This is a genomic window from Salipiger sp. ABF4_146 (assembly GCF_056161345.1).
The window spans coordinates 86,268-99,937 of record NZ_JBSWYX010000003.1; the positions used below are offsets into that span (position 1 = coordinate 86,268).

At 65.5% G+C, this 13,670-nt stretch carries 19 protein-coding genes; 6 read left to right on the forward strand and 13 right to left on the reverse strand.

Annotation, left to right across the window (positions count from 1 at the left end):
* Position 1 precedes the first annotated feature (1 nt).
* From ACXAJT_RS05775 to ACXAJT_RS05815, 9 genes are all read right to left on the reverse strand, one after another.
* Positions 2 to 1,114: a murein hydrolase activator EnvC family protein gene (locus ACXAJT_RS05775; protein ID WP_475233739.1), complete on the reverse strand. Its 1,113-nt coding sequence runs from the start codon at positions 1,112 to 1,114 to the stop codon at positions 2 to 4.
* A complete protein-coding gene (gene gpmI, locus ACXAJT_RS05780; RefSeq protein ID WP_475233741.1) occupies positions 1,111 to 2,628 on the reverse strand; it encodes a 2,3-bisphosphoglycerate-independent phosphoglycerate mutase in 1,518 nt (505 codons plus the stop codon). The genes ACXAJT_RS05775 and gpmI overlap by 4 nt, the downstream gene beginning before the upstream one ends.
* 83 nt (positions 2,629 to 2,711) lie before the next feature.
* Positions 2,712 to 3,992 carry a TRAP transporter large permease gene (locus ACXAJT_RS05785; protein WP_475233742.1) on the reverse strand — a complete coding sequence of 427 codons (1,281 nt, stop codon included), beginning with the start codon at positions 3,990 to 3,992 and terminating at the stop codon, positions 2,712 to 2,714.
* Positions 3,992 to 4,489: a TRAP transporter small permease gene (locus ACXAJT_RS05790; protein WP_475233744.1), complete on the reverse strand. Its 498-nt coding sequence runs from the start codon at positions 4,487 to 4,489 to the stop codon at positions 3,992 to 3,994. The genes ACXAJT_RS05785 and ACXAJT_RS05790 overlap by 1 nt, the downstream gene beginning before the upstream one ends.
* A 101-nt stretch (positions 4,490 to 4,590) precedes the next feature.
* Positions 4,591 to 5,595 (reverse strand): TRAP transporter substrate-binding protein, encoded by a 1,005-nt coding sequence (locus tag ACXAJT_RS05795; RefSeq protein WP_475233746.1) that lies wholly within the window; start codon positions 5,593 to 5,595, stop codon positions 4,591 to 4,593.
* A 231-nt stretch (positions 5,596 to 5,826) separates the two neighbouring features.
* The gene (locus ACXAJT_RS05800; RefSeq protein ID WP_475233747.1) at positions 5,827 to 6,081 is read right to left on the reverse strand and encodes a DUF6455 family protein; all 255 of its coding nucleotides are present in this window, start codon (positions 6,079 to 6,081) and stop codon (positions 5,827 to 5,829) included.
* A gap of 3 nt (positions 6,082 to 6,084) precedes the next feature.
* Entirely contained in the window at positions 6,085 to 6,375 is a 291-nt protein-coding gene (locus ACXAJT_RS05805; protein ID WP_475233749.1) for a DUF6455 family protein, read from the reverse strand.
* Between the two features lie 40 nt (positions 6,376 to 6,415).
* A complete protein-coding gene (locus tag ACXAJT_RS05810) occupies positions 6,416 to 6,673 on the reverse strand; it encodes a DUF6455 family protein (protein ID WP_475233751.1) in 258 nt (85 codons plus the stop codon).
* Between the two features lie 93 nt (positions 6,674 to 6,766).
* Complete coding sequence (locus ACXAJT_RS05815; RefSeq protein ID WP_475233752.1) at positions 6,767 to 7,477, reverse strand: M48 family metallopeptidase; 711 nt, start codon at positions 7,475 to 7,477, stop codon at positions 6,767 to 6,769.
* Between the two features lie 218 nt (positions 7,478 to 7,695).
* On the opposite strand from ACXAJT_RS05815, the gene ACXAJT_RS05820 reads away from it, so the two are divergent.
* Positions 7,696 to 7,941, forward strand: coding sequence for a hypothetical protein (locus tag ACXAJT_RS05820; protein ID WP_475233753.1), 246 nt, complete (start codon positions 7,696 to 7,698; stop codon positions 7,939 to 7,941).
* Between the two features lie 10 nt (positions 7,942 to 7,951).
* Here the strand turns inward: ACXAJT_RS05820 and ACXAJT_RS05825 are convergent, their stop codons facing one another.
* Positions 7,952 to 8,209 carry a DUF167 domain-containing protein gene (locus ACXAJT_RS05825; RefSeq protein WP_475233754.1) on the reverse strand — a complete coding sequence of 86 codons (258 nt, stop codon included), beginning with the start codon at positions 8,207 to 8,209 and terminating at the stop codon, positions 7,952 to 7,954.
* Between the two features lie 207 nt (positions 8,210 to 8,416).
* Between ACXAJT_RS05825 and ACXAJT_RS05830 the strand changes: the two genes are divergently transcribed.
* Complete coding sequence (locus tag ACXAJT_RS05830; RefSeq protein ID WP_475233756.1) at positions 8,417 to 8,995, forward strand: nitroreductase family protein; 579 nt, start codon at positions 8,417 to 8,419, stop codon at positions 8,993 to 8,995.
* Positions 8,992 to 9,693: an EI24 domain-containing protein gene (locus ACXAJT_RS05835; protein ID WP_475233757.1), complete on the forward strand. Its 702-nt coding sequence runs from the start codon at positions 8,992 to 8,994 to the stop codon at positions 9,691 to 9,693. The genes ACXAJT_RS05830 and ACXAJT_RS05835 overlap by 4 nt, the downstream gene beginning before the upstream one ends.
* A 42-nt stretch (positions 9,694 to 9,735) precedes the next feature.
* Here ACXAJT_RS05835 and ACXAJT_RS05840 read toward each other — a convergent pair whose 3' ends face one another.
* A complete protein-coding gene (locus tag ACXAJT_RS05840; protein WP_475233759.1) occupies positions 9,736 to 10,029 on the reverse strand; it encodes a DUF1467 family protein in 294 nt (97 codons plus the stop codon).
* A 9-nt stretch (positions 10,030 to 10,038) separates the two neighbouring features.
* Positions 10,039 to 10,443: a methylmalonyl-CoA epimerase gene (gene mce, locus ACXAJT_RS05845; RefSeq protein ID WP_475233760.1), complete on the reverse strand. Its 405-nt coding sequence runs from the start codon at positions 10,441 to 10,443 to the stop codon at positions 10,039 to 10,041.
* Positions 10,444 to 10,689: 246 nt separating this feature from the next.
* Here mce and ACXAJT_RS05850 point away from each other — a divergent pair, with 246 nt between their 5' ends.
* The 3 genes from ACXAJT_RS05850 (at position 10,690) to ACXAJT_RS05860 (ending at position 12,818) form a co-directional block, all read left to right on the forward strand.
* Positions 10,690 to 11,409, forward strand: a complete 720-nt coding sequence (locus ACXAJT_RS05850; protein WP_475233761.1) for a response regulator transcription factor — start codon at positions 10,690 to 10,692, stop codon at positions 11,407 to 11,409.
* 106 nt (positions 11,410 to 11,515) lie between these two features.
* Complete coding sequence (locus ACXAJT_RS05855) at positions 11,516 to 11,992, forward strand: hemerythrin domain-containing protein (RefSeq protein ID WP_475234162.1); 477 nt, start codon at positions 11,516 to 11,518, stop codon at positions 11,990 to 11,992.
* Positions 11,993 to 12,185: 193 nt separating this feature from the next.
* Positions 12,186 to 12,818: an MT-A70 family methyltransferase gene (locus ACXAJT_RS05860; RefSeq protein ID WP_475234164.1), complete on the forward strand. Its 633-nt coding sequence runs from the start codon at positions 12,186 to 12,188 to the stop codon at positions 12,816 to 12,818.
* A gap of 114 nt (positions 12,819 to 12,932) precedes the next feature.
* Here the strand turns inward: ACXAJT_RS05860 and ACXAJT_RS05865 are convergent, their stop codons facing one another.
* Positions 12,933 to 13,664 (reverse strand): BglII/BstYI family type II restriction endonuclease, encoded by a 732-nt coding sequence (locus ACXAJT_RS05865; protein WP_475233763.1) that lies wholly within the window; start codon positions 13,662 to 13,664, stop codon positions 12,933 to 12,935.
* Between the last annotated feature and the right edge of the window lie 6 nt (positions 13,665 to 13,670).

Below are 13,670 nucleotides of genomic sequence, written 5' to 3' on the forward strand. Positions count from 1 at the left end.
ATCATCCCTTGTCGCTGGCGAACCATTCTAGCGGGTCCACGGGGGCGTCGCCCTCTCTTACCTCTATATACAGGGTTTCCGTGCGTCCAGCGCCGGAACCTTCACGTGACAGTGACGCGCTGTCAGATGCCGCGTCGCCCATCAACCCCACCGCCGCGCCTTCGGGCAGGATCTCGCCGGTCTCGGCATAGCTCTCGTCCAGCCCGGCCAGCACGAACAAAAGATCGGGCTGCGGCTCGAGAATGGTCACCAGACCGTAGTCGAGCAGCGGCCCGGAATAGCGCACGGTGGCCGCCGTCGGCGTGGTGACCAGCGCCTGCGGCCGCGTCGCGACCACGATGCCGGGGCGCCGGACCCCTGCCGCATCCGCCTCGTTCGCGCCGCGCAGCACCTGTCCGCGCACCGGCAGTTCCAGCGCGCCCTTGAGTTCATCCACCGGCGGCAGCGAGTTCGGCGCTTCGTCCGAGGTGATCTGCGCCAGCCCCGATGCAAACCCGTCAAGCGTCTCGGTGGCCGAGATCAGGATCGCAGTGCGCACCGGGTCCTCGGTGAAACGCTTCGGCAGGTCGGTGCGGTCGGCCACCGCCTGACTGAGCTCGGTGCGGGCCCGCTGCACGCCCGCCAGCCCCTCGCGCAACGTCTGCGCGGCGTTCTCCTGCAAGGCACGCAACTCGGCGACCTCGGTAAGATCGGACCGCAGAGCCCGCGCCTCCTGCGCCAGCCCCGGCGTCACAGAAGCCAACAGCATGCCCGCCCGCGCCGAGCCCACCGGCCCCGCCGGATGCAGCAATGCCTCTGGCGCGGCGGTGCTGCCAAGGCTCGACAGCGCGCCCAGAAGCTGCGCGATCTCTTCGTCCTGCGCCTCCAGACGGCGGCTCAATTCGGTCTCGCGCACAGCCGCCTCGCGCAGACCGTCGCGCAGCGCCGCCAGCCCATCCTCGTAGGCGGTAACGGTCTGCGTCAGCGCCCGCACCCGATCGCGCGAGCCTTCGGCGGCATCAAGTTGCAGCGAGGCCTCTTCCAGTGCCCGTGCCGCGGCCCGCGCGGCGTCACCGGGCGCCTGCGCCAGTGCGGGGCCCGCCAGAAGGCAGAGGATCAGCGCCGCGGCTTTCATGTGTCGATCAGGCTCTTCCCGGTCATCTCCTCGGGCTGCGGCAGGTTCATCAGCTGCAGCAGCGTCGGGGCGACGTCGGCAAGGATACCGTCATGCACCGTCGCGCCCTCGGGGCCGCCGAAGAGGATCACCGGCACCGGGTTGGTGGTGTGCGCGGTGTGCGGCCCATCGGTTGCCTCGTCCCACATCGTCTCGCAGTTGCCGTGGTCGGCGATGACAACCATCGCGCCGCCCGCCTTCTCCAGCGCCGCCACGACCTTGCCAAGCCCTTCGTCCACCGCCTCGCAGGCCTTGATCGCCGCATCGAGATCGCCGGTGTGGCCGACCATATCGGGGTTGGCGAAATTGGTGACGATCAGGTCATAGCCCTTCTCGATCGCATCGACGAAGCGTTCGGCCACTTCGGGCTCGGACATTTCGGGCTGCAGGTCGTAGGTCGCCACCTTCGGCGACTTGGGCATGAAGCGGTCCTCGCCGTCCTCCGGGGTCTCCTTGCCGCCGTTGAGGAAGAAGGTGACATGCGGGTATTTCTCGGTCTCGGCGAGGCGGAACTGCTTGAGCCCCTGCTTGGCCACCCATTCGCCCAGCGTGTTGACGATCACCCGCTTCGGAAAGGCGGTGGTCATGTATTCGTTGTGCTTGTCGGAATACTCGACCATCCCGAGCAGCGCCGAAAGCTCGGGCGTCTCACGCGCGAACCCGTCGAAGTCGGGCGCTGCGATGGCGGCAAGAATCTCTCGCGCGCGGTCGGCGCGGAAATTGAGGCAGAAGAAACCGTCGCCCGCCTTCAGCCCCTGATAGCCGCCGACGACGGTGGCGGGGACGAACTCGTCGGTCTTGTCCTTGGCGTAGTTCTGGCTGACCGCGGTCACAGCATCGGGGGCGTTTTCGCCCTCGCCCTTGATCATCGCGTCATAGGCCGTCTCGACCCGCTCCCAGCGGTTGTCGCGGTCCATAGCGTAGTAGCGGCCGATCACCGTGCCGATGCTGGCACCGTCGGGCAGGCTCGCGACAAGGTCCTTCATGAACCCCTCGCCCGACTTCGGCGCGACATCGCGGCCATCGGTGATCGCGTGCAGCACCACCTCAAGGCCCTGATCCACCAGCAGCTTCACCGCCGCCTTGATGTGCTCGATATGACCATGCACGCCGCCGTCCGAGACCACGCCCATAAGATGCGCGCGGCCGCCCGCGTCCTTCACCTTGGAGGCGAACGCCAGAATGGCCTCGTTCTTGAAGAAGGACCCGTCCTCGATCGACAGGTCGATCTGCCCCAGATCCATCGCCACCACCCGGCCCGCACCGATATTGGTGTGGCCCACTTCCGAGTTGCCCATCTGCCCCGAAGGCAGGCCCACGTCCGGCCCGAAAGTGGTTAGCGTGGCATGCGGGCAGCTGGCGTAGAGCTTGTCCATGGTCGGCGTCTTGGCCAGCGCCGGGGCGTTATACGCCGTCTCGTCGCGCAGGCCCCAGCCGTCGAGGATGGTCAGGACAACGGGTTTCGGAGTGGTCATGCTGCAACGCCCTCATGCTCTCAATGTCACGAGGGGTGTAGCAGCCCGGCGCGGCGATGTGGAGAGCCGCCGCGCCGCTGCGCTTAGCCGAAGATAAGTTTCGGCACGAAGAGCGAGATTTGCGGCAGGTAGGTGATCAGCAGCAGCACGATCACGTTGACCACGACAAACGGCCAGACCCCGGCGATGATCTGCGTCACCGGTTTGCCCAGCGTCGAAGAGGCGACAAAAATATCCAGCCCGAACGGCGGCGTGATCATCCCCAGCGAAATGTTCAGCGTGACGATCATGCCGAAGTGTACCGGATCGATCCCCAGCGACTGCGCCACAGGAAACAGCGGCGGCACCAGCACAAGCAGCGCCGAGTTCGGGTCGATGAACATGCCCGCGATAAAGAAACACAAGTTGGCCACCATCAGGAAGGTGATCCAGCCCGCGTCCACGCTCTCGAGGAGGCCGATGATCGAGTTCGGCACCTGCGCCAGCGTCACGAAGAAGGAGATCAGCCCGCCCATCGCCAGCAGCACGAAGATGATCGCGGTGTTGATGGCGCTGCGCTCGGTGATCTTGAACAGATCGCTCCAGGTCAGGCTGCGCAGGATGACGGCCTCGACAACGATGGCATAGACCACGCTGACCGCCGCCGCCTCGGTCGGGGTGATGAAGCCCGAGTAGATGCCGCCCAAGATGATCACCGGCATTCCCAGCGCCCATTTCGCCTGCCAGATCGCCCGCAGGCGCTCGGACCACGGCACGCGCGGCTCGCGCGACACCCCGCCCTTGCCGGCTTCCAGCCAGACGAAGAGCGCGAAGGCGAGGCCGAGCACGATGCCCACCGCAAGCCCGCCGGCGAAAAGCTGGGAGATGGAGGTGCCGGTCATCCAGCCGTAAACGATGAGGGTGATCGACGGCGGGATCAGCAGCGAGGTCTCGGCGCTGGCCACCAGCAGGCCGAGGCTGAACTTGTCGGAGTAGCCGGCCCGTTTCATCTCGGGGTAGACCATCCGGCCCATGGCCGCGACGGTGGCCGGGGCCGAGCCCGAGACCGCGCCAAAGGCCATGGAACCGCCGACGACCACATGGCCAATGCCGCCACGGGTGTGGCCGACAAGAGCCTTCACCACGTTCACCAGCTGCGCGGCGATCTGCCCCGCCCCCATCAGGTTGGCGGCAAAGATGAAGAAGGGAATGGCCAGCAGCGTGGTATGGTCGATGCCGCCGACTATCTTCTGCACAATCGCCGGGTCGGGGAGACGCGCGTAGAACAGCTCCTTGTAGGCCAGCGCGGGCACGCCCAGCACCAGCAGCATCTCGAACCCTGCAAGCAGCAGCAGAACGGCGAGGAGAATGACAAGAACCAGCATCACTCGGCCTCCGCCTGCGCCGCAAAGCGGTCGATCACACCAAACAGACTCAGCCCGTAGCGCAGCGCCAGCAGCAAGAAGCCGATGACCGGTGCGAGGTAGATCAGCCCCATGGGAATACCCAGCGTTGGCGAAGTCTGGCCCGAGTTCAGCACGAACTGCACCATCTGCACGCCCAGCCACGCCACGTAGAGCGAGAACAGCAGGCCCACCGTGTCGATGCCCCGCAGCAGCCAGCGCCGCGCGGCCTCTGGCAGCTTGTCGCGCAGGTTGGTGATGCCGACGTGCTTGCCCCGCTCCAGCGCGAGACCAAGCGCGAGAAAGACCAGAAAGAGGTTCATCAGCCGCACCGCCTCTTCGATCCAAGCGAAGCGGCTGGCCAGCGTGCCGCCGAATTCCCGCATCACCACCGAGCCGAAGAACAGCGCCACCATAGTCAGGAACAGCACCACAAGGATGGTGCGCTCGATCCTTCGCAGCAGGTTGAGGAATGTCATGGGTGATCTCCGGAGCGTTGTCGGACGGCGGCTTGCAAAGAGGCGCCCGGAGAACCGGGCGCCTTTCAAGGTCTTGATAAATCTACGTGCAGGGCACGGGCTTACTCGGCGGTGGCCTCTTCGTAAGCGGTCAGCAGCGCCTCGCCGGCCTCACCGGCTTTGGCGAGATAGGCCTCGGACGCCGGGCCCCAGGTCAGCTCGCGCAGCTCGGCGCGCTCTTCGGGCGAGGCGACGCGCACATTGGTGCCCGATTCCTCGATCACCTGCAGCGCTTCTTCCACGGCCGCGGCCTTGTGGGCGGTCAGTTCGGGGATGACTTCGGCGAAGGCACCGGTGATCGCTTCCTGATAGGCGGGCGTGAGGCTCTCCCAGAACATCGGGTTGAACAGCACCACGTCTTCCATCGCGCCGTGATCCGAGATCACCACGTTCTCCTGCACCTCGTAGAACTTCATGTTCTTGATGGTGTCGAGCGGGTTCTCTTCGCCGTCCACGACGCCGGTCTGCAGCGAGGTGTAAAGCTCACCGAAGGGCAGCGCGATCGCCGAAGCACCCAGCGCGTTGAACTGCTCGATGAGGATCGAGCTGTCCATCACCCGGAACTTCTGGTCGGCGAAGTCGGCAAGGCTGTCCAGCGGCTTGTTCGAGGTGAACTGCTTCTTGCCGTTCGGCCAGAGCATCAGCGCCACCATGCCCTTGTCGGCGAAGGTCTCCAGCAGCGCCTGGCCGAAGGGGCCTTCGCGCAGCGCCTGCGCCTCGGCGGCGTCCTCGGGCAGCAGATAGGGGATGTCGAGGATCGAGACCGCCGGGTTAAAGCCTCCAAGGAAGGCGGCGGGGGCAACGGTACCTTCGATGGTGCCAAGCTGCACACCCTCGTTCATCTGGCGCTGGTTGCCGAGCTGGCCTTGCGGGAAGATCTGCAGTTCCACCGCGCCGTCGGTGCGCTCCTTGACCAGTTCAGCGACCTTCTCGAGATGCACGTGGCGGCTCTGCGCAGTGCTTTCGAGATGGCCGATCCGGGCCACGAAGTCCTGCGCCGAAGCGGCACCGGAGCCGAGCGAAAGGGCGAGCGCGAGCGCAGCGCTCGCGAAGCGGGTCTTGACCATGCGGGGGTACTCCAGAAATTTTCGACGGCACTAGCTACCGGGCGAGGTGCGCGCAAGTCAAAGTGAACAGCGCGTGAGCCGTTGGCGCAGGCCGATGCCGCCGCGCGATGGGCAGAATTTGGGCATGCCGCGCCTTCGCAAGCGAGCCCGTCCCGCCACAAAAAAGCGGCCCGCTTGCCAGGAAACGGGCCGCAGTCGGATGCACTCCCCTCTCAAAAAAGTGCACCTAGCTCAGTGCAGGCGCCGCAGCCGCGTCAACGGCCCCGCGATGCGGCAGCCCGGTGGCGGCGCTTTCGCCAGATCATGCCGCGCTGCCAGCCACTTCTCGCATTGTTCGACCAGTGCGCAGCCGCGGCAGGCGGCCACCATGACCTCGTAGTCTTTGGCACTCAGGTGACCTTGGCGCATCGCCGTGCTGAGGTTGACGCCCATCACCCGTGCGACGCTTCGGGTCATCCAGAAATGCCGCGCCGTGTCTCCAAGCATCGCTCACACCTCTTGGACGAGTTCACCTTGCAGCGCCGCGAAGGTACGCCGGTTCACGCAGTCTTCGGGGACTTCATCGGGCGTGTGCTCTGCCTCGGCGTCGAGCGGCACCCGCCGGTCCAGCCAGCGGTCACAGCCCTCGGCCCAGAGGCAGCCGCGGCAGCGCCCGACCATCTCGGCCCAATCGCCCTGCGGCAACAGACCATGATCTTGCGCCGCAACCAGATCGACCCCGGTGGCACGCGCCATGCGCTGCACGCGCCAGAAATGCGCGCGCTCGTCGCCCAGGGGCATCGGACGCGCTCCGCGTTTCATGCAGGCGGAAATCATCGGCTCACCTCCCTGCAAGCTGGCGGAACAACTCGGTGTTGCGGCAATAGGACGGCGCCGACTCGGCGGTGCCTTTCTGCGCGGCCATCCAATGCGCGCAGGTGTCGGGATGGGTGCAGCCGGTGCAGGCAAACACCGCGTCCTCAAGCGCGGTGAAGCTCAACCGACCGCGCATCATCTGTTCTTCGAGATCAACCCCGACGGTGCTGGCCATATGGTCAACAAGCGCGGCGTGGCGTTTGAAGTCTTTCGCTCCGGGCATGGCATGTCTCCCCGTTTGTTCGGCCCTATTGGCCGTTTCATCGGGGATGATCCTAACAGAGGCCGCGCCCCCTGCCCTTGATGCACATCAACGTCAGACCCCGCCGCCAGACTGAACAGCCGCCGCAGTGCGGCGCACGACGTCGATTCGGGCGCCATTCGGTGGATGGGTGCCAAGGAAGCGGTTGCCCGGATCGGGGAGGCGTTCGAAGAATCGCGCGCCGCGGATCGGATCGAAGCCCGCCCGCATGGTGATCACCGTGCCCAGTTCGTCCGCCTCAAGCTCGTAATTCTTGGTGAAGGTGCGCGCCCCCACCGAGGCGCCGAACTCTTCGGCGCTGCGCACCGACGCCTCGTCGGCCCCGGTCATCGCGGCGATGCCCGAGAAGATGATCGCGCCGATGGCGGCATCTTCCTGCACCCGATCAAGATGCCCGAGGATATGGTGCGACGCCTCATGCCCCATGACGAAGGCCAGTTCGTCAGCGTTTTGCGCATCTCGGATCAGTGCGAGGTTGAAGGCCAGCACCGGGCGGCCCTGACTGTCGCGGGTCTGAAAGGCGTTGGGCTCTTCGTCGGGGCGGTCATCCACCACGATCAGGAAATCGCAGTTTGATCCGCTGTAGGCAATCGAGCGGCACTGCCTTTCGGCCACCGGCTCGACGCGGTCCACCACTTCGACAAATTGCTGTGCGGCGCGCGATCCGGTGCCGGACAGCGGTCCGCCGCCGCTAGGCACCGAAGAGATCGGCACCGCCGTACAGGCAGACATCAGGACAAACAGCAGGGGCAGAATTCGGCGCATGTGGCGGCTCGCTCCGGGTCTGGGACTATCGGAAGGATAGGCGGCGGCAGCGGCTCACGCTAGTCTCGCCGTCACTCGATAGCGGCATTGTGCTTTCGGCGTCTCCTGCGCAGGGCCTGCCTGCCCGCTGACCCACGGCGACACGAACCACAGGAAATTCATAGCCTGCCGCAAATTCGCGATTGTCCGCCGCCGCATTGCGCGTCTAGGCTGGGGACATGTTCAGTATCGAGCACGAATTCGACGCCACCGTGGTCACCCTCGTCGACGAGGGCGATCCGCACCTTCAGGAAGACGTAATCGTCTCGAGCTTCGAGGAGTGCGTCACGGTCGAGCAGTATGACCCGCGCACCGATAAGGTGAACAAGATCACCCTCTCGATGACCCAGATGCGCGATCTCGCCGCCGCGATCAGTCTCCCCGAGGGTGTCTATACCCGCCAGGGCAGCGACACTGGCGAGTGAGCCGTGGCAATCACGCCTCCACGCGAAAAGCCTTGTCCCGAGATGTCGCGCCCCGCACCAGCGTAAGGCGCGATTTCGGCACGCCCAGAGCCTTTGACAGCAGCTTGACCACCGCCGCATTGGCCTTGCCGTTCTCCGGCACGGTGGTGACGTAGACGCGGATCTGCCCGTCCTCCTCGCGCACCTCATTGCGCGAAGCTTTGGGCGTAACGCGCAACTCCAGCACTGCGCCGGGCGATGCGAGATGCGAAAGATCGGTTTTGGCCATGGCGGAGCTCCTTTAAGACGCGTTTAGCATTCGGCCTCGCACCGGGCACGCCCTTAGAGCCGAATTGCTCTTTCAATTCACAAGCCGCCACTCTTGCCGCGATCAAGGCGAGGCCGCGGGGCGCGCCTGACAATACATGCCACCTCAAGCGGTTGAATCCGCCCCGTCAAACGCAGACATAGGAAGCGATTGAATGAGGAGACAGCGATGCCCACCCCCAACCCGCAGGCGATGGACTTCCTGCTCAGCCGACGCTCGCGCCCGGCCAAGACCCTGAAAGGCCCCGCACCGGACCGCGAGGCGCTGTTGCCGCTGCTCACCGCGGCGGCGCGCACCCCGGACCATGGCAAGCTCGAACCGTGGCGGTTCATCGTGCTGCAAAGGGCCGCGCTCGACCGGCTGGCCGAGGCCGTCGGCCCGCGCGCAGAGGCGCTTGGCCTGGACCCCGATCAGGCCGCCAAAGCGCGCGCCGCCTTCGCCGACAGCCCGCTCTGCGTCGCGGTGATCGAGGTGCAAAAGGACAGTCCCAAAATCCCGGCGCTCGAGCAGACCTATTCCGCAGGGGCCGCCTGCCTTGCACTACTCAACGCCGCGCTGGCTTCGGGTTGGGGCGCCAACTGGCTGACCGGCTGGGCTTCGCATGACCGCGCCTTCGTCGAAGAGACGCTGGGCCTTGCCGCAAACGAAAGCGTCGCGGGATTTGTGCACATCGGCACCGAGACCTCGGCCCCGCCCGAGCGCCCGCGCCCCGACCTCGAGGCGATCACCACTTGGATGGACGCATGATCCCGGCGTCCTTCCTCGCGGCCATCGGACAGATTGGCGACGCGCGCTTTCGCTCCGTGCTGCTCAAGGGGCTCGGCCTGACGGTCGGGCTCTTTGTGCTGATCTATGTGGTTTTCGTCACCGTCGTCGGATGGCTGGTGGGTGACACCGTCACCCTGCCGTGGATCGGCGACGTGACATGGGTCGACACCGCGATCAGCTGGGGCGCGGTGCCGCTGATGCTGCTGCTATCGGTGGTGCTGATGGTGCCGGTGGCCTCTGCCATCACCTCGTTCTTCCTCGACGACGTGGCGCAGGCGGTCGAAGACCGGCATTATCCGGCACTCGGCCCGGCCAAGGAAGTCGGCTGGGGCGAAGCGCTGCGCGACACGCTGAGCTTTTTGGGAGTGATGATCGCCGCCAACCTTGTGGCGCTGGTGCTCTACATCCTCTTCGCGCCCTTCGCGCTGTTCATTTTTTGGGGACTGAACGGCTTTCTGCTGGGGCGTGAGTACTTCACGCTCGCCGCGATGCGCCGCGTCGGACGCGAGCAGGCCGCCGTGCTGCGCCGCCGACACCTACCGACGATCTGGGTGGCTGGCGTGCTGATGGCGCTGCCACTGTCGGTGCCGCTGGTGAACCTGCTGATCCCGATCCTCGGGGCCGCGACCTTCACCCACATCTACCACCGCATCCACGGCGAGCGCCCAGTGGGCTGAGCCGACACAGCGCCACGCCCGCTCCTCGGCGCGGCGTGGCGTTTACTCTCCGCATGTGACCGCAGGTCCCATCCGGTTGAACATCCAGCTGTCGATGTCGCGAACGCTGATCATCCCGCTGAAGATGATCGATGCAACGACCGCCCAGAGCACCGCCGAGATGCCGGTGGTGATCCACGCCTTGCGCTTGAGATTGTGGACCTCGGGGCTGCCCGCGTGGGTGCCCGGCACCACCTCCCCCAAATCCCCTTGGGTCTTCAGCCGCACCGGTATCACGCACAGGAAGGTCATGAACCAGATGACTGCGAAAAGAACGATGCCCGATGTGATCGCCATGATGCGCCCTCAGACCTGTTCCAGCTCGACCAGCGTGCCCTGAAAATCCTTGGGGTGCAGGAACAGCACCGGCTTTCCATGCGCGCCGATCTTCGGCTCGCCGTTGCCCAGCACCCGCGCGCCCTGCGCCTTCAGGTGATCGCGCGCGCCGAGGATATCATCGACCTCGTAGCAGACATGGTGGATGCCGCCCGAGGGGTTCTTGTCGAGGAAGCCCTTGATCGGAGACTCGTCTCCGAGCGGATAGAGCAGTTCGATCTTGGTGTTGGGCAGTTCGATGAACACCACCGTCACGCCGTGGTCCGGCTCGTCCTGCGGCGCGCCCACCTTGGCGCCCAGCGTGTCGCGATACATCGCCGAGGCCGCCTCGAGATCGGGCACGGCAATGGCGACATGGTTGAGACGACCGATCATGACACTCTCCCTCGAATCCTCGCGTCGCCCGGTTATCGCGCGCTCTGCCCCCCTGCCGCAAGCGGGTGCGTCCATTAACCGCCCATTAGCCACGGAGGCGCAGGATGGGATCACCGCCGCGACGCGCCGCAAAGAGGTCCGGGCGGTGGCACAAGCCAGCGGTGCAGGGACCGCCTCTGCACCAAGCAAAGATGCAGCCCAATGCGCCGCCAGACGAGCGCCCCCAAAAGAGCGATGGTGACAACAATGAGCGACAGTGACCGCCAACCGCCGCATCCACCCCGCCCCACCGCCACGCGCCCGCTGCTGGGCATGACGGTGCTGGCGGTGGAAGACAGCCGATATGCCTGTGATGCTCTGCGCCTGATGGCGCTGCGCAGCGGGGCCCGAATACGCCGCGCCGACTGTCTGCGCGCGGCGCAGCGGCATTTGTCCCTCTATCGACCGACCATCGCGGTGATCGATCTCGGCCTGCCCGATGGGTCTGGCGCCGGGCTGATCTCTGATCTCGCCGCCCGCAACCCGCGCCTGCCGGTGCTTCTGGGCACCAGCGGCGATCCGTTTGCCGAACCGGTGATGCTGGCGGCGGGGGCCGACGGTTTTCTGGAGAAGCCACTGCGCAACCTTCTGCATTTCCAGAACGCGATCATCGCCGCCCTGCCGCCGAGCCGCAGGCCAAGCGGCATCCGGCTCGTTTCGGAGGATCCGATCCGACCCGATCCGCTGGCATATCACGACGACATCGCCCATGCCGCAACCCTGCTCGATGGCCCGCCCGCGCCGCAGGTCGCCGACTATCTGGCGCAATTCCTGGGCGGCCTCGGGCGCAGCGCCGGGGATGCCGGGCTTGAGGCTGCGGCAGCGCATCTGGCCGAGGAGTGCGCCGCGAAGCGCCCAGCCGAGCATGCGCTGTCGCGCCTTGCCGCTGTGCTGCGCGACCGGCTCGACCGGCGCATCGCGATCTAGCGCGCGCCCCTAGGGCGGAACCAGCCGCATGGCTGATGCGTTGCAGGGCGGACAAGGCACGATCCGTGCCAATCCGATCATCAGCCACCTGCATGCGGAGCGCCAAATGACCTCGATCTACGATGCCATCACCTCGGACCATAACCATCACCGCACCCTTCTGGGCCGGATCGACAAGACCGAAGGCGACAGCCCGGAACGCCGCGAAGCGTGGAACGAATTCTACCGCGAGATCAAATCGCATTCCGCCGCCGAAGAGGAAGAGTTCTACTCGGCGCTGCTGAAAGAGACATGGGGTCAAGACGCCGCGCGCCATTCGGTGCACGAACACGCCGAAATGGACGAGATTCTCGAAGAGCTAAACGAGATGGACATGTCTTCGCCGGGCTGGCTCACCCGCTTCCGCACGCTCAAGCACGACTACGAGCACCACATGGAAGAGGAAGAAGAAGAGGTGTTCGCCCGTGCAAAGAAGGTCGTGGGCCAAGAAGAGAATGACGCCTACGGCAAGCGGTTTCTCGACCGCAAGGACAAGGAACTCGGCCTGATCGAGAAGAAGAAGGCCGACCACCTCGAAGACTGATCGCGCTGGATCCCGCCGGCACGCCCCCGACCATAGACCGAGGCGCGACGCTGCGGCGTCGCGCCTCTTTTTCTTCGCAGCAGGCCGCCCGCCCGTTCCATTTTTGTTCGCAATGCCGCATAGAGCGCAAATGCGCCATGCGCGGCACGAAAGCCGCGTGACAAAGGGGCGTCTGGGGGTCTATATTTCGGCAATGACACAAAGCGCTGCGCAACATTTGTCCGAGTTTCTGGGGGATGATCGGTTTGGGACCGTCATGGCGGATCCGCCGTGGCGTTTCACCAATCGCACCGGAAAAGTCGCCCCCGAACACAAGCGCCTTGCGCGGTATCCCACGATGACGCTCGAGGAGATTTGCGCGCTGCCGGTGGCCGATCACCTGCAGGACATGGCGCATTGCTACCTCTGGGTGCCCAACGCACTGCTGCCCGAAGGGCTGCAGGTGCTGAATTCCTGGGGCTTTGATTACAAGTCGAACATCGTCTGGCACAAGATTCGCAAAGACGGCGGCTCTGACGGGCGCGGCGTGGGCTTCTACTTCCGCAATGTGACCGAGCTGCTGCTGTTCGGCACCCGCGGCAAGAACGCACGCACCGAGGCGCCGGGCCGACGTCAGGTCAACATGATCCAGACCCGCAAGCGCGAGCATTCGCGCAAGCCGGATGAACAGTACGAATTGATCGAGAGCTGCTCGAAAGGGCCGTATCTGGAAATGTTCGGGCGCGGCGTGCGAGAGGGTTGGACGGTCTGGGGCAATCAGGCCGATGCCGACTACAAGCCGACGTGGAAGACCTACAGCTACAACTCGGGCGTCGCAGCGGAGTAAGCGCGGCTCGCTCCGCACTCTCCGTCCGGGCAGTCGTCCCGCCTTGGAAGATGCTTGGAACGAAGAAACGCCAGCCCTCGGGCTGGCGTTTTGGTTTGGTGTCCGGCGCGCTGGTCAGCCGTTGAGAATCTGTTCCGGCAGACCGATCAGCACCAGCGGACAGGGATTGCCGACGCCGCGGCGCACGCGCTCTTCAAGCTTCGACCAATGGGTGGTGGCTGTACCGAACTTGTCGGCCACGAACTTGCGGGCGAAGGCTTCGGGGAAGGACATGCCCTTGGCCACCTGCGCCTCGACCGCCGCGCGCTGTTTGGCGGTGCGATCACCGATGCCGAGCCGCTGCAAATCCTCTTCGGACTGCAGCCCCTTCGCCTCCAGCCAACCCCGGATGCGCGGCAGCATGCGCTCCTGAAGCGACGAACCGCGCGTCACCACGATGCCAAGAGAGATCGCCGACTGCGCGTGCAGACGCTGGAAGTTCTCGAGATCGCGGTCGAAAAACGGGTCCTTGTTGTTCCACTCGATCTCGAGCGCCAGCCGTCCTGCCCCGGCGCGGCGCACGTGGTCGATCTCATGCGAGATCGAGTCGCGCTCGACGCCGTCGACAATGGTCTGAACAAGGAAGTTGTGCTTTTCCCAGCCGCGGGCGCTGAGCGCGCGCCGCAACCGCTGGGTCTGCCCCGACTCGCCGCCACCGCCGGCGATCAGCTCCGAAAGTTCGATGCTGAACGCCGACAGGGTCTCGACCAGTTCGGCAGTCTCTTCGGGGAAGTCGACGCTCAGAATCGCCGCGGCGTGGTTGCGCACTTCGACATCGAAGCCGCGGGTTCTGAGCGTCTCTAGCACCGGGTC